This window comes from Herminiimonas fonticola (assembly GCF_003293745.1).
GTDB classification, from domain to species: Bacteria; Pseudomonadota; Gammaproteobacteria; order Burkholderiales; family Burkholderiaceae_D; genus Oxalicibacterium; species Oxalicibacterium fonticola.
Genome location: NZ_PTLZ01000001.1, coordinates 850,893 through 871,788, shown reverse-complemented (window position 1 = coordinate 871,788; position 20,896 = coordinate 850,893). Strand labels below are relative to the sequence as shown.

Sequence of the window (20,896 nt, the reverse complement as noted above, 5' to 3'; positions counted from 1 at the left end):
ACTACGCTCCCAACGCTCGCCCATCACTACGTGGATCGTGCGCACCTGAAAATACCCCACTCTTCTGATCAATCACGATCGCTCCCGGATGACCTGACAATGGGCTTTGTGCAGAAATAACGCTCATTTCATGACCGCGTCTTGCCAGCTCCTGAAACACCTGTTCACCCGCATCCTTTTCCAGCTTCAATGAATCGCGTGTGTCGGAAAATGTTTTACCCAACAAGAAGCGCGGCTTCGACAATGCCGTCAACGGATCCATGCCGTAATCGATCATGCGCGTCAGTATCGTCGTCAAAGTTTGCGGCTGACCATCGGCGCCCTGCGTGCCGTACAGAATGTGCGGCTTGTCATTCTTCAGATACATGCCGGGATTGAGTGTATGGAAAGGCCGCTTGCCGGCTTGCAGCACATTGGGATGATCAGGCTTCAAGCTGAATGAGGCACCGCGGTTGTGCCACAGGATGCCGGTGTCGCCCGCCATCACGCCGCTACCCCAATCGAAGTAAACCGTTTGCAGCATAGAGACTGAATTGCCTTGCGCATCGGTAGCGCCGATATAAACCGTATCGCCGGTTTTGAAAACATGCGGCCAGGCCAGTGCATGCTCCATCCGAATACTGCCGGCACGCTGATCCAGATTCGCTTTCGAAAGCAATTTCGACGAAGGCACATTCACGAATTCCGGATCGGCTACATAGTTGTTGCGGTCTATGAATGCGCGCTTCACCGCCTCTACCAACAGGTGGTAATAATCGGCACTGCCTTCAGGAATTTTTTTCAGATCGAAACGATCGAGTATGCCCATGATTTCCAGCGTGGTAATGCCTTGCGTAGGCGGCTGATTTGCCAACAGAACGCCATCGCGATAAGCGACGCGCAGTGGCGGCTCTATGCGCGCTTGCGTCGCGGCCAGATCAGCGGCAGTCAAAGGCGAACCTGCACTCTTCAATCCTTGGGCGATGCGTTCTGCCAGTTTGCCATCATAAAAATCGCGATAACCGCGTACGGCCAGCATCTCCAATGTGTCGGCCAGTTGCGGCTGCTTGAACAGTTGACCGACCTCCGGCGCCTTGCCGTCGATCATGAAGTTTTGCGCAACACCCGGCAGTTCATTCATTTCCTTCTGGCGGAAATCCATCCAGAAACGTTCGGATGGAGAAACCGGGAAACCATTCCGTGCAAAGCCGATTGCCGGCTTCAATAATTCTGCCCAGCTCTTTGTTCCTGCGAGTTCATTGCGGCTGATGTCAAAGGCCTTGCCCAAGGTATCGACATTCGCCGCAGTAGTCAGCATCGATTGCGGACCGCGCACTGGAATCGCGCCACTGTATTTCGGCAATACAGCAGGTGCCTGGCCGATACCGGACAGCGTTCTGACCTTGCCGTTGCGATCACTGATGATCATGAAGGCATCGCCGCCGAATCCGGAAAAATGTGGATAGGTGACATTCAAGCACGATGCAATTGCAATCGCCGCTTCAAGCGCATTACCACCTGATTTCAATACATCCAGACCGGCGTTGGTTGCCAATTCATGCGGACTGGTCACCATGCCCTTGCTGGACGTGGCCAACATGTTTTTAGATTTGGCTTCAAGTGCCATCGACAAAGGCGACATGCTGCCCAGCGCCATCGCGCCAGATGCTGACAGGAAATCTCTTCGATTCATATTGGGTAAAAATTTATTCCTCATATGTTCTCCGTATCAATGAGGGAGACCAGCCGCGCACAAGTACTCCTGTGCGGGCGCTCACAAGTTTGTGCAATTTTTTGCAGAAAAAAACCGCCATGAAGCGCTGAGGCTTGATGGCGGTTTGGAGCACTTCTTAAACTTTATTATGTGCGTGACCGTGTGCAGACGATTTCGGGAAGGTGTTTTCCAGCGGTACGTGACGATGCGAGAAATTGGCCGTAATCCATGCATAGAGCGGACCGATTGCATTCATGATGATCACGATATACAGCGCAGAGAACGGGTCTTTTGCCACTGGCCCAAAGCCGCCAAACATCGTTGCAAAAAAGGATGCAAAACCGAAGAACATGCCCGGGATAAAACTGAACATCGGTATCCGTGCAAACAACATCATGCCGGAATTCAAACAAAACAGAATCACACATTCTGCGATGATCAATTCGGTGCCCGAAAATTGTTTCTTGGCCATGCCGAAACCGCTGACGACCAAAAAGCCGGCAATCGATCCGATCGGCAATGTCGGCCAGATGCGTTTAAGGTTGGCTGGTGATGGCCCACCCATTGCAAAGGTCCCGGCCCAACTAATGAAGATCGCCCAGACTGGCAGATGCCAAGGCAACTGAACCATGAGAACGGTGGTAACCGCGAGTAGTGATGCAACAACTTCGTGTGGTGGCTTTTTCATGCTTGTCTCCTGATGGTTTAATTAAGTATGTATTTCTATTATTTGGCGCCAGCTGTTTCGCACACATGGTTCTTTTCACCATGATCGTGTGCGCCACAGCAACCGTGACGATGAATCTTGCATTTGTGTTCGGTGACCACGGTTATTTTTCCGCGTTTAATCACCCATGAACGTGCAGGAATATCTAGTAAGGCATCAGCGACCTGATAGGTATCCAGAATCACCAGATCGGCTTGCTTGCCGACCGCCAGGCCGTAGTTGTCGCCAATACCGATGGAACGTGCGGCATTGATGGTGCCCATGTCCAGAATCGCCGCCTGATGTACGGGCGTACCAAAGGAAATGGCGTGTGCCAGCATATTGCCGATGACCAGCATGTCCGCTTTGCCGAATGGCGTGAAGGCATTGCGGATATTGTTGGATGAGTAGGCGACATTGACACCGGCCTCGTACAAGGAACGCACCGGAGTCAGGCCACGACGACGATTCTTTGCGTCGTTGCGACCACCCAGATACAGATCGGTCGCAGGCAGGGTCACGATGCTGATATCGGCCTTGCGCAGCAATTCGATCACCGGCTTCAACTCATCCGGATCGAGCGAACCGAGACTGGTGACATGGCCAAGCGAGACTCTGCCCTGATAACCGGTATCGATGGTTTTTTGCGCAACGTAAGCTGCCGAAGCAAAGCGTTGATCACTCGCCTCATCGGAAAAGTCCGCATGCAGATCGATGGGCGCATCATACTTTTGCGCCATCTCGAACACGATGTCGATATGACGTTTGGTATCGTCCCATGTCAGCTCGTTGTATGGACAGCCGCCGACCACATCGGCACCCATGTTCATCGACTTTTCCATCAGGTCGGTGGTGCCGGGTGATTTGATAATGCCTTCCTGCGGGAAGGCAACGATCTGAATATCCATCAGATCCTTGTATTCATCGCGCAGCTCGAGCACGGTTTCCACACCAATCAGGCCTTGAATCAAATCAACGTCGGGATGCGCACGCAATGCAACCGTACCGTTCTTGACTGCCATATCGAGCACCTGGCGTGAGCGATCCAGTACGTCATTACGTTCCTGTTTGCTTTTCAGGATGCCGGTAACGCGGATCGCTTCTTCCAGCGTGCCCAGCACAGGCGGCAAACGTCTGTGCAGGAAGGCTTTTTCCAAATGCAAATGCGGTTCGACCAGGCCTGGAATAACGGCACGGCCTTCTGCATCGATTGCATCTGTCGCCGAGGCTTGAATGCCTTCTTCTATTGCGACAATTTTCCCATTCTTGATACCAATGTCCATCAGTGGTTTGTCATCCCACACGCGAACATTGTGTATTAACAAGTCCATCTCCATAACCATCTCCTCTGGATGAAACAACTAAAAACCTAATGCAATCCCTTCGCCACGCGGATCTGCGCCGCCTTCAAAAAATGGTGACCACGGTCCGCGCAAGCGTATCGCCTGTGCAGTACCCATACGCGGGAACGGCCACTGCGCCGCTTCCACCGGATGCCCTTGTTCACGCAAGGCATCAAACGCTGCATCCGGCGCTGCCGACTCCAGCAACAACTTGTTCGAGGTATCGCCCCATGAGCGGCCGTACAGCACGCGTGGCGCATCGATGGCTTGCTGCACATTCAGACCGAAATCGACCACCCGCGTCGCGACCAAAGTCTGCGTCTGCGGTTGTACTTCGCCGCCTTGCGTACCGTAGACCAAGTAAGGTTTGCCATCCTTGAACAGCATGCCGGACATCAGCGTCGATGCGCTTTGCTTTCCTGCCTTCAGTACGTTCGGATGATCCGGTTGTAACGAGAAGAAGCTGCCACGGTTTTGCATCAACACACCTGATACAGGATCCGTCACGCATGCACCAAAGTCGAAGTACAGGCTTTGCACCAGGCCGACTGCATTGCCGTATTTGTCGGCAATGCTGATGAAAGTGGTGTCGCTACCGCCAGGACGATTTTCATGAGTGCGTTTGGTATCGGCCAGCCACTCCGCACGCTCGGCATTTGCCAGCTTGGGATCAAGCAATTCATCAATCGGGATATCGGAAAACTCAGGATCGGTCAGATACTGATCGCGTTTATTGAACGCCCATTTGATCGCTTGTATCATCGCGTTGTAATACTCGGGCGAATTCTCATCCAGCCCACTCAAATCGATGCCGTTCAGGAAATTCAGAATCATCAAGCCGGCTATGCCTTGCGACGGTGGCGGCACCTGAAACGCTTGAAAACCGCGATAAGTCGTCGAGATCGGCTGCACCCACTTGGCGTGGTATTGATGGAAATCGTCCAGCGTCAGCAAGCCACCCTGACTCTTCAGATAATTCACGATGGAATGTGCGGTGTGCTCGTAAAAATGACGTGTGCCGTTTTTCGCGATGCCTTCCAGCGTGTCGGCCAATGCAGTTTGCTGCAGGCGCTCACCTGGTTGATAAGCGTTACCATTTTTCAGAAAAATGCCAGCCGAACCAGGATCCTGACGGAATACTTCGGCATCATCGCTAATCCAGCGGCTGATATCCTGCGTTACCGCCACGCCTTCTCTTGCATAGCGAATAGCCGGTTCCAGCAAACGAGATAAAGGCAGCGTGCCGAAACGTGCGTGGGCCAGACCCCAGCTATCCACCGCGCCAGGCACAGTAATCGCAGCACGCGGACCGCGATGCGGGATCGCATCCAGACCTTGATAATCATTGAGGGAAATATTCTTGCCGCAAGTGCCGCTGCCGTTCAGTGAAGTCAGCGTATTCGACTTGGCATCGTGGATCATCCAGAATGCGTCGCCACCTATGCCTATCATGTGCGGCAATACGACACTCATGGTGGCCGCAGCACAGATTGCTGCATCGACTGCGGTGCCACCTTCTTTCAACACGTCCAGCGCTGCGCCGGTCGCAAGATAGTGCGCGGTGGCGACCATGCCATTTTCGGCGTAACTGACTGGGCGGGTGGTTCTCATCATTTCTCCAGGAATCGGGTTCATGGAAGATGAGCATAGGCAGGTTTGGCTCAGGCGGGAATCGGGATTGCCTGATTCGCATCTAGGGATTTTCCTAGATGCCGGATACTGTGCGCACAGCTCACAGTATCAATCGTAACCCTCATTGATCAAGCCGTGTTTCATCGCGTAATAAACCAGATTCGCAGTGGTGGACGCCTCCATCTTTTGCAGAACTGCGGCCTTGTGCGTGCTGATGGTTTTGTTGCTGAGCGACAGGATGTTGGCAATATCGTTGACTGAATGGCCTTCGACCAGCATGTTGAAAATCTGAAACTCGCGCGCCGTCAGCTTGGTATGGGGCAATTCCGTTTCCGGCTTGTGCATCTGCTTGATCAGCTTGTCGGAAATCCCTGGCGAAACGAAAGTGCCGCCTTCCGCCACCTTGCGTATGCCGTCTATCAACTGACTGGATGCGGTGTTCTTCGTGATGTAGCCGGACGCACCGGCACGCATCGCCTGCACTGCATACTGACTTTCCTGATGCATGCTCAAGACGAGGATAGGCAACTCCGGTTTGACTGCAGTAATTTGCTGAATCAAGGCGATGCCGCTTTTGCCCGGCATGGACATATCCAGCACCAGTACATCGACTTTCAAGCTTCTGATTTTTTGCAGCACTTCTTCGCCATCGCCGGCTTCACCGACGACTTCCATATTCGGCACGAAGGAAATGATCTGCTTCAAGCCGTCGCGAATAATCGCGTGGTCATCGGCGATCAATACCTGAATCATTTTTGTTCTCCCGGCAGCGCTGCTTTAGCTTCGACTGCAATAGATGTTTTTGGTGCTTTGGGTATCCGCACTTCTATGCTGGTACCGGCACCGGCACGACTCTGGATTTTCAATTTTCCGCCCAGCATGATGGCACGCTCACGCATGCCGACCAGACCCAGACCGTTTTCACGCGACCCGCGTTTCAAATTCATTCCCACAGGTATGCCCTGCCCATTATCGGTAATTTTCAGCGTAATAAAATCCTTGGTTTCCTTCAGATCCACCACGACCAAGGTCGCGTGACTGTGACGACTGACGTTGGTCAATGCTTCCTGCACGATACGAAAGATCGCTGTGCTGATGTCACGCGTGAAAGCCAGAGTCGATGGCGGCAGGATCAGTTCATACACGACCTTGCTGCGCTCGGAAAAAGATTCCAGCAACCAGTCTATCGCTGAGGGCAAACCCAGCTCATCCAGGATAGACGGCCGCAAATCAGCGGCGATGCGTTGCACGGATTCCACCGTCGAATCGGCGATCTGCTTCAGTCCCTGCAGATTATTCAGCCAATCTTTATCCTGCAACTCATGTTGAGTTTCCAGAACGTCTAGGCCGATACGAATTGCGGTCAACGATTGCCCCAGCTCATCATGCAACTCACGTGAAATACGGGTTCGCTCTTCTTCGCGTACCGTTTGCAGATAGGCAGACAATTCACGCAATTGCGTGCGCGACGCAAGCAATTCCTGCTCGGCCAGTTTGCGATCAGTGATATCGCGCGAAATGCCGGTGGTGCCGATGACTTCACCAGCATCATTGCGTATCGGCGTCTTGATCGTGTCATACCAACGCAGTGAGCCGTCTTCTGCATGTCGTTGTTCTTCATAGCGCAATCGCTCACCCTGCTCCATCACGCGTCTGTCGGTATCGAGATACTCATGCCCCCACTCTGCCGGCCATACATCTACCGGTGTCTTGCCTATGATTTTATTTTCAGGAAGACGGCAGGCGGCCATGAAAGCATCGTTGACCAGAATGTAGCGCGAATCCCTATCCTTCAACCATGCCTGATCGGGGATGTTGTTGAGGATTGCCTTCTGCAGTTCATCGGCCTTGCTCATGGCGTACTTTCTATTGCGTGCTTGGCGCAATTACAGGCTTGACTACCGGTGGTGGCAAGCTTGCATCATCAATGCGTCTTGCGTGCAAATCTTTCAGCAAGCGCTGAAAGTCAGGCGACTCCTGCATCAACTTTGCTGCCGCACCTCTTAAATCTGCAACCGTCCTTTTAGGAAGATACAAGGAAGTCTGTACATTCAGCAACTCATTGCGTTTTTCTTCATCTGCCAGATTTTTCAAGCCGATATTAATGTAGTACATATCCGGTGGCTGGCGATGCTCTTTTTGTGCTTCGGCCTTCGCGGTTTCCTGCCATCTTTCCAGCGTCGCCTGCATCGCACGCTCGGATTCTTGCGTATAACGCGCAATCGGAATATCGCTAACTGCACGCGCCACATCTCGGAAACCCGGCACGTCGCCACTCTGATCTATCGTGTGGTCCATGCTGTTTTGTGCATTCACCACGATCAATACCAGCTTGGTCATTTCATCCAGACGGAAATCACGACGCACCGCTTCACTTCCTATCAGTGTTTCTAAATCCAGTATGCCGCGAATACTCAAATTGTCTGACAGGCCGCCATCCAGCAAATGAATGAATGGACGTTTTTCCCTATCGAGATAGCTCAACAATTCACGCGTGCGGGAACGAGCCGCGGCAGCAGACCAGCCACCACCTTTGCTCTTCTCCAATGCCAGCAAGGATGTTGGCGCATCGAATCCGCAACTGCCAGCGTAATTCCATAGCGTAACAGGCGAGAACACCAGAGGCACTGCACTCGACGCTGCGACTGCACGCGAGATCGGAAATTTGCCAAGATCCGAACAAATGAAATCGAAGGTCTCCTGCATGAAATCGAAGCGTCCGCCCGACGACATATCCGTCGCGCTGATGATGACGAACGGCCCTTTGCGTTTGGTGATCAAATCATTGAAGGTTGCCTTGTTAAACAAGGCTTCATCCAGCTGCTCTTCCAGCAGATCGGAACGGCCAAAACGCGGCGAGGAAAGTCGCCACTGATTCGAGATCGATATCACGCGACTGACAACCTTGTCCTGAAAATCCAGATTGAGAAACTTGTCGTTGAATTCCTTCAGCACGCCTTCGCCGTGCAAACCGTAGTAGGCCGCCAGAATCGAACCGCCGGATACGCCATAGACCAGGTCGACTTCATCGAACAGACGTTCCGACTTGCCTTCCCATTCAAACTTGTTACGCGCCAACTCTTCCAGCACGCCGTAGCCTAGTGCCGCCGAACGCGCACCGCCGCCGGAAAACATCACGACCACAAACATCTTGCTGGCACCCGGCGCGAGGTTAACCGATTGCACGCGATAACCGCGATCCGGCGTATAGACCGCATTTTGTTCGTTGATGTGGTAATGCATCAGACTGCAACCGCTGAGCAACAAGGCGACGGCCATCAACGATGCGGTACGCAAAAGGTGTGAGTAGCTTGTGGAGATCATTTTCCGGAAAATGTGACGAAGATTCAGTCGCAGCTCAAAGTGTGCGTCGAATCAAGTTTTGTCGGCATTATATCGATGCCGGACAAATCACAGAACATGCATGGTTTCAAGATAAAAAAAGGCCCGGTATAAACCGGGCCGAAGAGACTCAGCTTGAGGACTGAGCCTGATACACACTTGCTTCCTGCACGATTCCATATCGAACACTCGATACAGCGAAGCAAGACTGATTCTTTGCTAGTACACCTCGCTGATATCGCAACTGCCTTCTGCACCAATCAACTGACGCAACTGGCTGCCGACAGAACCGAGGCCCAGGTTTTCAAACATGCCTTTATGCTTGGGCACCACGATTTGATCGCAGTGGTGTTCACGCGCAAAGCGGACTATGCTTTCTGCCTTGTGACCAACCAGGATTTTTTCCTGATGCGGCACGCCAGCGGCATCCAGCTTGTCTATCATCGGTTGCAAGATATGCATGCCGTTTTCCTGATGGAATTCTTCTACCTGTCTTTTACTGACGAAGCGCGTGACGAACTTTGAAATCGGCATTTGCACGTTCAGCAAAAACAGCGTGACCGGTTGCGTGCGATAGCGCTCGATGACATGTTTGAGCGCGCATTCAACATCACTACTATCGTTAATTGGTACCAATACGTTGGTCATGATCTATCTCCTTGATGGTCCGCTATCTGATTGATATGTCTGCTACCTGCAAAGCATCAGCCTTCGGTAGGTATGGCCATTGTTTGACGGGAACCGAGCAGTTTTCCCATGCCAATCACGATCAATACACCGAGGATAGGCAAGGCGATTTCCAGATAATGCGCATTCGCGATAAAGCCTTTGAGCGCAGGATCTTCTACTGCCATTTCGCCGGCAACGTAACCGAGCAAACCAGCACCCAAGGTGACGATGATAGGAAAGCGCTCCATCAAGCGCATCAACATTGCGCTACCGAACAGGATCAGTGGAATCGTGATGACCATGCCGACGAACAGCAAGCCCATATGGCCGTTAGCCGCGCCAGCCATGCCCAACACGTTATCGAGACTCATGACGATGTCGGCGATGATGATGGTTTTGACTGCGCCCCAGAAATTGTCGCTGGAACTGATGTCGCTGTTTTCTTCTTCAGGCAATAGCAGTTTGATACCTATCCACAGCAACAGGATCGCACCAACTACTTCGACGTAAGGAATGGTCATCAGGTAGGCAGCGAAGGCGGTAAGTACTGTCATCAAAATGACGATGGCGACGGTACCGATCAGGAATGCGTTTCTTTGTTGCTTGGGTTCGAGGTTGCGGCACGCAAGTGCAATGATGACGGCGTTATCACCGCTCAGCAGGATATTGATGATGACGATTTGGAACAGCGCCACCCACAAGGTTGAATCGCTTAGTGATGCAAACATTTCTGTCTCCTTCTATGGTTATTGTGAAAGCCAGTCCATAGTAGAGGTCAGCACTTACGCTGTTCTTTCGCGAAAATTACATTCTGCTTTCGCGAATATTACAAAATCCTTACAGTCGAGATGATGCGCAGCTCAGGAAAATTACTAGATCGGTGCGTGCGTGATCGGGAACGACACCGTAAACGTATTACCGACGCCATCCACATCATCTTCCAGCGTGATGCTTGCATTATGCAAGGTGGCGATTTCATGCACGATAGCCAGGCCGAGACCGCTACCTTCTTCATGCGATCCCAGCAAACGGTGAAAGCGTTCGAAGATGCGCTTGCGCTCTTCCACCGGAATACGCGTACCGTCATCGCTGACCACCAGATGCGCGTTTTCATCCATCCGCACGTGCACGGTGACGCGTCCACCGGGAGGTGTATAGCGAATCGCATTGTCGACCAGATTATTAATCATCTCGGTCACGCGCGCCGCCTCGCCGTTCAACATGACCGGCTGCTCTGCCGCATCGAAACCCAGGTCGATCTGCTTCTTGTAAGCCAGCGGCACCCATTCCTGCGCAGTGCGCAAGGCAAGCTGATTCAAATCGAAAGAAGCGAAATTTGCCGTCACATTATTCGGCTCATTGCGCGCCAGAGAAAGTAGTTGCGACACCAGGCGCGACAAGCGCTCTGCACTTGTATACAGATGACCGAGCGCGCGCTTGATTTGCACAGGATCGCTCTCACGCAGTGCAAGTTCTATGTGCGCCTTCAAGCCGGCCACTGGCGTACGAAGTTGATGCGCCGTATCGGCAATGAAGCGCCCCTGAAAACCAAGCACCGCATCCACACGTGTCATCAAATCGTTGACCGCGACTACCAGCGGCTCGACTTCACCAGGTACGTTATCCGCTGCAATCGGACTCAGATCCAGATGCGAGCGCATGCCGACTTCCTGCTGCAAGTTACGCAAAGGTGCCAAGCCTTGCGCCACACCGCGCCAGATCAAAATGCCTGCAATCACGATCAACAACACTTGCGGCAGAATCAGCTGTATCAATAAAGCGCGCTCGTGGCGATCACGCTTGATCTGTGTTTCAGCCACTTGAATCATCACCGGCTCAGTCGATGGATGTAATAGCGGCTGACCACGAAACAGTGCAACCCGTACGGATTGATCACCCAACACACCGTCGTAATAAGCCGTATCCTTGCCGCTCTTGATAACCTTCTGCACCGGCAAAGTCGGATCACCCGCAATCAAATTTCCATCCAGCGTGCGTATCGCGTAATAGACTTGATCTTCCTTGTCGAGCAAGAGCGTGCGCTCCGCATCCGGCGATAGATCGAAGCCCATGCCATCGCTGGTACGCGTTACATGCAGCAGCATTTCACGCGCGATCTCGTTCAGTTCAACGTCATACACATCGTTGGCGACGTGGCGCACGACAAAGTAACTGCCTACGATGTCGATCAACAAGATTAGTGAAAGAGGAACCAGCACCAGTCGCAGCAATCTGCTGCGCAAGCTTGGATTACTAGACTTGACCTTAGATTTCGGTACGTTCATTTTCACTGGATTTTTCAAGCAGATATCCCATACCGCGTACGGTACGGATATTAATATTGTAGGGTTCGAGTTTTTTGCGCATGCGATGCACATACACTTCAATCGCATTGCTGCCACCATCATCACCCCAACCGAACAGCCTATCCACCATCTGTTCTTTGGTGACGACCTGGCCCTGGCGCGACATCAATACTTCCAGCACTGCCAGTTCGCGTACCGACAATTCAACCGGTACATCGTTATGAAACAGCCGATGCGCTTCCAGATCAAAACGCAAGCTACCGTGCGTCAAACTTTTTCCAGCATCAAACTGGCCACGACGTATCAATGCGCGCACACGCGCTTCGAATTCCGGCAAATCGAAAGGCTTGGTCATGTAATCGTCGGCACCGAGATCGAGCCCAACGACGCGATCATCCAGCGTATCGCGCGCAGTAAGAATCAGCACCGGCACACGCGATTTTCGTTCACGCAGACGACGCAACACGGCAAGTCCATCCATCTTGGGCAATGCAATGTCCAGCAACACCAGCGCATAAGCATCGTTACTCAATGCCTTATGCGCATCTTCACCGTTATCAACGTAATCGACTGCATAACCGGCCTGACTGAGCGCACGCGTTAGAGCAGCAGCCAGTACAGCATCATCTTCAACAATCAGAATACGCATGGAAATTATCCGTTCAGTGGTACAGATTTGTTCGCGCTTCTATTTATAAGCTCGCGCTAGTAACAGGCCTCGCAAACATTACAGCGCATTTTTTATTTGCTTAAAAAAATCAGCATATGCATTTTTACTTGCACGACAGCATAAGCACACAAAAGCAGGATGTCTACCGAATCACCCAGATGAAACAAAGTGTAACAACACAAATTATCGTCAACCACATCTTCAGGCTGGCGTTAAAGGTAGTACGGATTACGAACGATCCGCACTTTTTTAAGTACTATAGAGAGAGCACAACAATGAACAAATTAATCGCTACCCTGGTTGCTGGTCTGTTTGCCTCCGTCGCTTTTGCACAAGCGCCTGCTCCAGTTACAAGCCCTGCACCTGCTGCTGTAAAAGCTGAGGTCAAAGCCTCTGCACCTGCCACTGTAAAAGCTGAAGTCAAGGCTGAAAAATCAGTAGCAAAAGCTGAAAAATCAGAAACCAAAGTTGATGCAAAAGCAGATGCATCCGCAGCCAAGGTCGATGCAAAAGCAGACGCATCGAAAGAAAAAGCACACGCTAAAGCAGAACATAAAAAAGCAAAAGCACATGCCAACACCACAGAGAAAAAAGCAGAAGCCGCTGCTGATGTAAAAGCATCGACTGCAAAATAATCTGACGTAATCGACAGGTTGATCCTGTCTTTTATCAGCATGCTGCTCTGTTAGTTATTCAGGCTGCTGCAATTTCGCCCGCACTACCTTATTGGTATGCGGGCGTTTTCCATTCCTGATGTCAATCTTCTCTCGACAAAGAAAGGAAAAAACTGCACCCACATGATAAAGTTGCTGATAAGCACAAACTACTCAAGCAAAAGTAGATATTGCCGCGCTGTTTCCAACACCAGATTTGAAGCTACACAAGATGACCGACATTGCAAAAAAATTGGCAACCGACAGCGCCGTTTACAAAACGCTGCTGGAATCAACGAGAGCCATTCCGTGGAAGATAGACTGGAAAAGCATGACCTTCGCCTATATCGGTCCGCAAATTGAAGGCTTGCTGGGCTGGACGCCGGAAAGTTGGGTCAGTGCGCAGGATTGGGCAGAAAGAATGCACCCGGAAGACCGCGAATGGGTAGTTAATTTTTGCGTGTCGCAATCCAAGGCCGGCACCGATCACGAAGCGGATTATCGTGCACTAACCAAAGATGGCAATTATGTATGGATACGGGATGTCGTCCATGTCGTCCGCGATCAGGACGGCGAAGTCGAAGCGCTAATCGGATTCATGTTCGATATCAGCGAGCGTAAAAAAACCGAAGCTAAATTAATAGACCTGCAAAAAGAACTCGAAGCGCTTTCCTTCAAGGATGGTTTGACCGGCGTCGCCAATAGACGCATGTTCGATTCCATCATGGCAGCGGAATGGGCCAATGCCAAACTCAATCATCAGCCGCTTTCCGTCATCTTGCTGGATATTGATTACTTCAAACAATACAACGACCACTATGGCCATATTCAAGGCGACGATTGCCTGAAACGTGTGGCGAATATTTTGAGTTCGGCAACCCGACAATCGCGTGATTTTTTTGCCCGTTTTGGCGGTGAAGAATTCATACTGGTGTTGCCCGAAACTGATGAACTGAATGCGATCAATATTGCCGAGCGATGCCGCACATTGATTTGCAAGGAAAGAATTCCGCATGAAAAATCAGAGGTGATTCCCATGGTCACCGTCAGCCTCGGCGTCGGCACCATCATTCCAACGGATAAAGACGATCCAATCAGATTCATCGAAGAAGTCGACAAGCGCTTGTATCAAGCCAAGCAGCGCGGCAGAAATTGTATTGCCAACGGCAACTAAGGCTCCTTCTCAAACTTATTTCTCAAACTTATTCTTAAACTTGTCGGCAACAATACGAAAGCGCAAGTCCAGCCTGTCCTGCACCTGGATTGCGCCATTCAAGATCGCAAACGGCACTATGCCAAAATCGGATTGGTTAAAGTGCATTTTTCCGCTGACAAGCAAACTCTCATCTGTTGCCTGCATCTCGACAGGAACATCAAACGAGCGGCTAATACCGTGCAAGTTGATCGTTACAGCCAACGCACTTTCTGTACTCTTGCGCTCAATATGAATCAGCGCAAGCGGAAACTGCGCTGCGTCCAGCACCTTGTTCAGCATATTACGTCGCGTGCCCTCGATATCATCCTGAGTAGGCTGCGTCGTAAATCCAGCCTCAGCGCGTAAAGCAGCTTCATCAATAACGAGTTTTTCCAGCGGCACCGACAGGTCTGCCCTGCCATCATCCAGCGACACGAAGCCAGTTACATCATGGCTGGCTACCACGTGATCGTGGCCGAATCGCGCAAATGCGCCGGCACGGCGAACCTCAAGCACTAGCAAGGATTGCTGCGAATTGACGCGGAATATCTTTTTTCCCTGCGCTTCCGCCTGCAAGTAATCACCCTCAGCAAAGGCCGCAACAGGCTCCGTGCTTTTTTCAGGCTTATGCAAGCGCGCCTGCGGTGCGCACGAGACAAGCAAAGTTGCGCATATAGCGAGCAAGCCAACAGTATAAGCCTGTTGAAATTTGCTTTTTTTCATTTTCTTTCCAGTCAGCACTTTGTCTACACAACAATGTCTTCAACATCGATACGCATTGCACCAGCTTGCTCCCGCCATCTTTTATACCTTGACGTAATATAGCCGAATACATTTTTTGCCATTCCGCCCTCCTTTAGCTAAAGATGAATATATGACGGACGGTAAACCACATCTTGTAGCAGCCTGGATTTTATCCATCCTTCTGCTGGCACATATGGGCACAGCAAGCTATGCGCATGCGGCCAACGAAACCAATGCAAGAAGTCAATTTTCTGTTGAAGCCACGCGATATGGGGATGCCGTACAAGTCAGCGTACGCACCACGGTCAAGGCACCGCTGGCTCTGATATGGAATACCTTGACTGATTACAACCACTTGGAGCAATTCATCCCCGGCATGAACAAAAGCCGGCTGATAGAACGGCAAGGCAAGGTCGCTGTTGTCGAACAATCAGGCTACGCACATCTGTGGTTTTTTCATTTTCCGATAGACGTTACGGTAGAGGTGACTGAACATCCTTTCTCCACCATTCAGGCTCGCCTGCTGAAAGGCAATCTCAAACGGCTGGAAGGTCACTATGAAATCGAAAAGATAGCTGACGATCACTACGCATTGCGCTGGTCTGGAACGATAGAGCCAGGTGTGGCCGTACCGGGTTTTCTTGCTACCGATCTGATGCGCAAGAATATTTCGGAACAGTTTCTGGGCATGGTGGATGAAATCGAACGACGCGCTGCGTTGGCGACTCCCACTTCGCCGCTGGATCAAGAAACGATTCTTCACTGATTTCCATGCAGGCAGTTTCATCTCCATCATCGTTTAAAATGCTGCTTCAGTAGCACACTGTACGATCGTGAAGACTTCGTCTTGTACCGTGGCAGAGGCTACTTCTCAATACCTGAACTTGATGACTTCCCTCATACCACAAGAAATACCCGCAGCACTCATTCTCAGCGCAATCCATGAGGATGCCATAGTCGCAGCAGAAAACCATCTGCGCGACGTTCTTGCACTGGCCATCGAATACCAAGCGCCACACGCGGCAATCATCGTATTCGATACCCGCTGCGAACTAGCACTTGCATTGACTGAAGCGTATAAACGTTGTCTGCCGACGGCGACCTTCATCGATTTCGATACGGTATCGGCTGACGCGATACTCGCCGCCTTTGCCGAGCTAGCTGCGAATGATCTGGTGGTGCTGATTCAATCGACAAACTTCCGCCTTGAGGCTTTTCGGATACGGATAGAACTCTTCAAACGTTCGCTCAAGGTAATAGAACATCCGCATTTATCCCGCATGACAGGATCGCAAGCGCTGCATTACATAGCATCGCTGGCCTACGACCCGACCTACTATCGCGGCGTTGGCCGTGCGCTGAAAGCGCGCATTGATAGTGCGCGCTTTGGCGTAGTCGACAGCGGTGGTGAACGCCTGGTGTTTGGCTCACCGTTTGAATCCGCAAAATTGAATATCGGCGACTACAGCGAGATGACAAATGTAGGCGGACAATTCCCGATAGGGGAAGTCTTCACTGAAGCGCAAGACCTGGAAGCAGTGAACGGTCGCGTACGTATCTTTGTTTTTGGCGACACCGCATTTCAAGTCAATCAACCAGAAAAACCGATCACCCTGGTAATCGAAAAAGGACGCGTGACGGATGTCATCGATTCCACTCCTGAATTCGATCAAGTGATCGCTAATATTCGTGCTGACGAAGGCGAAGTCTGGTTACGCGAACTTGGTTTTGGCATGAACCGCGCTTTTTCGCAGACACGGACGGTTTGCGATATCGGTACTTACGAACGCATGTGCGGTATCCATCTTTCGCTCGGCGCCAAACACGGCGTCTACAACAAACCCCAAATCAAACGCGCGACTGCGCGCTATCACGTTGACGTCTTTGCGGTCACCGAAGCCGTTTATCTCGACGATGATCTTGTCTACAGCAACGGTGCCTGGCAAGTCGGATAAACAAGTAGGCATGCGTAAAGATCATTACGCAAAGCCCATAAAAAAAAAGCGAACCTGCATCCGCAAATTCGCTTTTTTATTTGCTGCTTAACTGATCAGACCAAAGTCAAAGTGACATCGATATTGCCGCGTGTCGCATTCGAGTATGGGCAAACGATGTGCGCTTTTTCTATCAACGCCTCGGCTGCTGCACGATCAAGGCCAGGCAGAGAAATTTTCAATTCGACTTCGATGCCAAAGCCGGTTGGAATTTGACCGATGCCGACATTGCCCTGCACATTTGCATCTTGCGGAAAGGCGATTTTTTCGCGAGCCGATACAAATTTCATCGCACCCAAAAAGCAGGCTGAATAACCTGCAGCAAACAATTGCTCAGGATTGGTGACTGCGCCACCGGCACCGCCCAGTTCTTTAGGTGTACCGAGTTTGACATCTAGTACGCCATCGGATGACACAGCACGGCCGTCACGACCACCAGTTGCAGTTGCTTGAGCGCGGTAAAGGACTTTTTCGATCGACATGGTAATTCTCCTGAAGGTTGATTCATTTAAAAATTCAGCGATTTGATTTGACCGGCTCGCCGCCTTACCGGATTAATATAGACAACTATTAAATAGCGCACTACTTAAATGCAATTTCCAAAAATAATTATTACACCCTACCACCAACAAATCATTTATGCGTTGTTTGCCAGCTTGCTACGCAAGGCAATCAACTGCTCTTTCATTGCTATCACTTCATCCAGATTGCATTCAGTCGCGCAAAACACTTCATTTTGCAATTCCGCTGCCTTGACTCTCAAAGCATCGCCACTTTTGGTCAGCGTAATAATGACCTGACGCTCATCGTTGACTGCACGTACACGCGTAATCAGTTCAGCCGCTTCCATCCGTTTAAGCAATGGCGTCAAGGTTGCAGAATCCAGAAACAGACGCTCGCCAATATCCGACACCGTCAACTCGTTCTGCTCCCACAGCACCATCATCACCAGATACTGCGAATAGGTAAGCCCCAGTTTCGGCAGCAACTTGCGATACACCTTGCTCATTGCCAGCGATGTCGAATACAGCGCAAAACAAAGCTGGTTATCCAGCCGCGGAGCAAGGTCGGTTTTGCTTGGTTTCGATTTCATGGAAAGAATAATATATAGCGCACTATTTAATTGCAAGCTATTTTTAAAATAATTTTAGCTTCAAGTGTTTTGCCCTCTCCAAGTGCCCGGCAATGCGCTTGGATTGCATGTCGCGCGGTACAATACGCCCGCAAGCGCTATTCACCAGGACTCTCCTTTTGCATTCTTGGCAATACCCGCATTTAATCTCCAGCATATAAGACATTCAGCATGACCGATCACGCATCCGACGACGCCAAAAAACCTCTTTTTTACGATCCGACCGACCATCGCATACGCAGTTTTGTTACGCGCGCCGGCCGTCTGTCGACCGCGCAAGGTCGTGCAATTGAAGAGCTGGGGCCAAAGTTTTTTATCCCCTACGAAAAGTCACAGCTGGATATCGATCAGGCATTTGAGCGTAGCGCACCGACAATTTTTGAAATCGGTTTTGGCATGGGCGAAACAACGGCGAAAATTGCCGCCGGCATGCCTGAAAAAAACTTCATCGGCGTAGAAGTCCATAATCCGGGCGTCGGTAGTTTGCTCAAACAGATAGGAGAACAGGACTTAAAAAATCTGCGCGTCATCCAGCACGATGCATTTGAAGTGCTGACCAATATGATTGCGCCAGAAGCACTGGCAGGCGTGCACGTATTTTTTCCCGATCCGTGGCACAAGGCGCGTCACAACAAGCGTCGCCTGATTCAATCACCATTGGTTTCCCTGCTTTCATCTCGCATCAAAAAAGGCGGCTATATTCACTGCGCCACCGACTGGCAGGAATATGCAGAGCAAATGCTGGAAGTGTTAGGTGCGGAATCGACCTTGCGCAATACGGCTGATGGCTATGCGCCACGCCCTGATTATCGGCCGGTTACAAAGTTTGAGAATCGCGGTTTGAAACTGGGCCACGGTGTGTGGGATCTGGTATTCGAAAAAATCTAGAATCAAATACTGAATGTGAAGGATGCACAGCGCCTGCCGCGCATCCTGATTGAAAATTTATTTATGGCGCTGCACCGATGCGTTCATATCGATACTAGTGTTAATCCAGCTCTGCAATCAGCGCGACGATCGCCGCGCCATAGGTTTCCAGCTTTTTCTCGCCTACACCGCTGACACCACGCAAATCATCCAGTGACGCAGGTTGCGCCTTGGCGATATCGCGCATCGTTGCATCATGGAAAATGACGTAGGCCGGCACATTGTGCGTGCGTGCTGTTTCCATACGCCACCAGCGCAGCTTCTCGAAAATTGCCTGTTCTTCCGTCGACAAATCAGTTTCAACAAAACCTTTCGGCTTGCTGGTCGAGCGTTTCGATTTGACTGGTTTTTGATACTCGCGCAATTGTACTTTCTCACCACCCTTCAACACCGGGCGCGCAGCATCGGTCAGTTTCAGTGCGCTATATGCTTCATGGTCGACAGTCACCAAACCCAGAGCGATTGATTGCCGCAAGATCGCACGCCATTCCGCTTCGCTACGATCCGAGCCGATGCCGAAAGTGGAAACCTGTTCGTGCCCCCATTGCTTGATCTTGTCGGAATCGACTCCGCGCAATACGTCCAGCACATGCATCGCGCCAAAGCGTTGATCAACACGATAAATTGTCGATAACAATTTCTGCACGGCGACCGTCGCATCGAAAGAACGTGGCGGATTAAGACAGGTGTCGCAATTGCCACAAGGCGCTGACGGCTGGCCGAAATACGTCAACAATCGCTGACGACGGCAATACAGGGTTTCGCACAAACCCAGCATCGCATCGAGCTTGACACCCTGCACACGCTTGAAGGTTTCGTCGGCTTCCGATTCGTCTATCATGCGGCGCTGTTGCACCACATCCTGCAAACCATAAGCCATCCATGCATTGGCGGCGCCACCATCACGGCCGGCCCTACCGGTTTCCTGGTAATAGCCTTCTATGCTTTTCGGTAAATCCAGATGCGCGACAAAACGCACGTCCGGTTTATCGATACCCATGCCGAACGCTATGGTCGCGACCATCACTATGCTTTCTTCCCGCAGGAAGCGCGCCTGATTTTTGCTGCGTATCGCGAAGTCCATCCCGGCGTGATACGGCAGGGCATTGATACCGTTTTCACACAAAAATTCTGCAGTCTCTTCAACCTTCTTGCGCGACAGGCAATAGACGATACCGGCATCGCCCGCATGTTCACTTTCGATAAAATCCAGCACCTGCTTGCGGCCGTTGGCTTTCTCGACTATCTGGTAACGAATGTTAGGCCTGTCGAAGGACGAAACGAACATCCGCGCATCATCGAGCTGCAAACGGTGCGCAATTTCTTCACGGGTCTGATGATCCGCAGTTGCGGTCAGCGCAATGCGCGGTACGTTGGGAAAACGCTCGTGCAGCACCGACAGCCGGATATATTCGGGACGGAAATCATGGCCCCATTGCGACACGCAATGCGCCTCATCAATCGCGAACAAGGCGATCTTGCTTGCCTCCAGCATATCCAGGCAACGCGGCGTCATCAAGCGTTCAGGCGCGACATACACCAGATCGAGATCGCCGCTACGCAAGCGACGCTCAATACGCGAGGACTCTTCAAAGGTCTGGGTGGAATTCAGGAAAGCCGCGCGTACGCCAATTTCAGCCAATGCATCAACCTGATCCTGCATCAAGGCGATCAACGGTGAAATGACGACACCAACGCCATCACGCAACAGGGAAGGAATTTGATAACACAACGACTTGCCGCCGCCGGTAGGCATCAGGACCAGCGCATCGCCACCGCGCGACACCAGATCGACGATCTCGGCCTGCTCGCCGCGAAACGACGAGTAACCAAAAACAGATTCCAGTACGTGCAGCGCCTGCGCGCCCAGATCATCCTGCGGCATCATGA

General features: G+C 51.4%; 20 protein-coding genes. 5 read left to right on the top strand and 15 right to left on the bottom strand.

Translation table 11 applies throughout. The features are described 5' to 3' along the window. Position 1: 1 nt before the first annotated feature. The 11 genes from ggt (Hfont_RS04345) to Hfont_RS04295 all read right to left on the bottom strand — a co-directional run bounded on the left by ggt (Hfont_RS04345) (position 2) and on the right by Hfont_RS04295 (position 12,340). On the bottom strand, positions 2-1,696 hold the full coding sequence (ggt, locus tag Hfont_RS04345; RefSeq protein ID WP_112990969.1) for a gamma-glutamyltransferase: 1,695 nt from the start codon (positions 1,694-1,696) through the stop codon (positions 2-4). Positions 1,697-1,829: 133 nt separating this feature from the next. Further along, positions 1,830-2,381: a DUF1097 domain-containing protein gene (locus Hfont_RS04340; protein ID WP_112990968.1), complete on the bottom strand. Its 552-nt coding sequence runs from the start codon at positions 2,379-2,381 to the stop codon at positions 1,830-1,832. A 38-nt stretch (positions 2,382-2,419) separates the two neighbouring features. Further along, positions 2,420-3,730: an amidohydrolase family protein gene (locus Hfont_RS04335; protein WP_241523006.1), complete on the bottom strand. Its 1,311-nt coding sequence runs from the start codon at positions 3,728-3,730 to the stop codon at positions 2,420-2,422. Positions 3,731-3,760: 30 nt separating this feature from the next. Continuing rightward, the gene (ggt, locus tag Hfont_RS04330; RefSeq protein WP_241523005.1) at positions 3,761-5,356 is read right to left on the bottom strand and encodes a gamma-glutamyltransferase; all 1,596 of its coding nucleotides are present in this window, start codon (positions 5,354-5,356) and stop codon (positions 3,761-3,763) included. Between the two features lie 126 nt (positions 5,357-5,482). After that, positions 5,483-6,127, bottom strand: a complete 645-nt coding sequence (locus Hfont_RS04325; RefSeq protein ID WP_112990965.1) for a response regulator — start codon at positions 6,125-6,127, stop codon at positions 5,483-5,485. Beyond that, a complete protein-coding gene (locus tag Hfont_RS04320) occupies positions 6,124-7,230 on the bottom strand; it encodes a PAS domain-containing sensor histidine kinase (RefSeq protein ID WP_112990964.1) in 1,107 nt (368 codons plus the stop codon). Before Hfont_RS04320 ends, Hfont_RS04325 begins: the two co-directional genes overlap by 4 nt. Positions 7,231-7,240: 10 nt before the next feature. Continuing rightward, a complete protein-coding gene (locus tag Hfont_RS04315; protein WP_112990963.1) occupies positions 7,241-8,698 on the bottom strand; it encodes a patatin-like phospholipase family protein in 1,458 nt (485 codons plus the stop codon). Positions 8,699-8,935: 237 nt separating this feature from the next. Then, positions 8,936-9,364 (bottom strand): universal stress protein, encoded by a 429-nt coding sequence (locus tag Hfont_RS04310; RefSeq protein ID WP_112990962.1) that lies wholly within the window; start codon positions 9,362-9,364, stop codon positions 8,936-8,938. Between the two features lie 56 nt (positions 9,365-9,420). Further along, a complete protein-coding gene (locus tag Hfont_RS04305) occupies positions 9,421-10,113 on the bottom strand; it encodes a TerC family protein (protein ID WP_112990961.1) in 693 nt (230 codons plus the stop codon). Between the two features lie 144 nt (positions 10,114-10,257). Continuing rightward, positions 10,258-11,670 (bottom strand): sensor histidine kinase, encoded by a 1,413-nt coding sequence (locus Hfont_RS04300; protein WP_162845861.1) that lies wholly within the window; start codon positions 11,668-11,670, stop codon positions 10,258-10,260. Then, on the bottom strand, positions 11,651-12,340 hold the full coding sequence (locus Hfont_RS04295; RefSeq protein ID WP_112990960.1) for a response regulator: 690 nt from the start codon (positions 12,338-12,340) through the stop codon (positions 11,651-11,653). The genes Hfont_RS04300 and Hfont_RS04295 overlap by 20 nt, the downstream gene beginning before the upstream one ends. Before the next feature lie 179 nt (positions 12,341-12,519). On the opposite strand from Hfont_RS04295, the gene Hfont_RS04290 reads away from it, so the two are divergent. Both Hfont_RS04290 and Hfont_RS04285 read left to right on the top strand, forming a co-directional pair. After that, positions 12,520-12,996 carry a hypothetical protein gene (locus Hfont_RS04290; RefSeq protein WP_338322766.1) on the top strand — a complete coding sequence of 159 codons (477 nt, stop codon included), beginning with the start codon at positions 12,520-12,522 and terminating at the stop codon, positions 12,994-12,996. Between the two features lie 250 nt (positions 12,997-13,246). Continuing rightward, positions 13,247-14,188: a sensor domain-containing diguanylate cyclase gene (locus tag Hfont_RS04285; RefSeq protein WP_112990958.1), complete on the top strand. Its 942-nt coding sequence runs from the start codon at positions 13,247-13,249 to the stop codon at positions 14,186-14,188. A 15-nt stretch (positions 14,189-14,203) separates the two neighbouring features. Here Hfont_RS04285 and Hfont_RS04280 read toward each other — a convergent pair whose 3' ends face one another. Next, positions 14,204-14,932, bottom strand: coding sequence for a YceI family protein (locus tag Hfont_RS04280; RefSeq protein ID WP_112990957.1), 729 nt, complete (start codon positions 14,930-14,932; stop codon positions 14,204-14,206). A gap of 151 nt (positions 14,933-15,083) precedes the next feature. On the opposite strand from Hfont_RS04280, the gene Hfont_RS04275 reads away from it, so the two are divergent. Together Hfont_RS04275 and Hfont_RS04270 are read left to right on the top strand one after the other, a co-directional pair. Then, a complete protein-coding gene (locus Hfont_RS04275) occupies positions 15,084-15,719 on the top strand; it encodes an SRPBCC family protein (RefSeq protein WP_112990956.1) in 636 nt (211 codons plus the stop codon). Between the two features lie 121 nt (positions 15,720-15,840). Further along, positions 15,841-16,908, top strand: coding sequence for a M29 family metallopeptidase (locus Hfont_RS04270; RefSeq protein ID WP_112990955.1), 1,068 nt, complete (start codon positions 15,841-15,843; stop codon positions 16,906-16,908). Positions 16,909-17,003: 95 nt separating this feature from the next. Here the strand turns inward: Hfont_RS04270 and Hfont_RS04265 are convergent, their stop codons facing one another. Beyond that, positions 17,004-17,429, bottom strand: coding sequence for an organic hydroperoxide resistance protein (locus Hfont_RS04265; RefSeq protein ID WP_112990954.1), 426 nt, complete (start codon positions 17,427-17,429; stop codon positions 17,004-17,006). Positions 17,430-17,584: 155 nt separating this feature from the next. Beyond that, positions 17,585-18,040, bottom strand: coding sequence for a MarR family winged helix-turn-helix transcriptional regulator (locus Hfont_RS04260; protein ID WP_112990953.1), 456 nt, complete (start codon positions 18,038-18,040; stop codon positions 17,585-17,587). Positions 18,041-18,250: 210 nt separating this feature from the next. Between Hfont_RS04260 and trmB the strand changes: the two genes are divergently transcribed. Next, complete coding sequence (gene trmB / locus Hfont_RS04255; RefSeq protein ID WP_112990952.1) at positions 18,251-18,967, top strand: tRNA (guanosine(46)-N7)-methyltransferase TrmB; 717 nt, start codon at positions 18,251-18,253, stop codon at positions 18,965-18,967. Positions 18,968-19,067: 100 nt separating this feature from the next. On the opposite strand, the gene recQ is transcribed toward trmB, so the two are convergent. Beyond that, positions 19,068-20,891, bottom strand: a complete 1,824-nt coding sequence (recQ, locus tag Hfont_RS04250; RefSeq protein ID WP_181666433.1) for a DNA helicase RecQ — start codon at positions 20,889-20,891, stop codon at positions 19,068-19,070. Positions 20,892-20,896 lie beyond the last annotated feature (5 nt).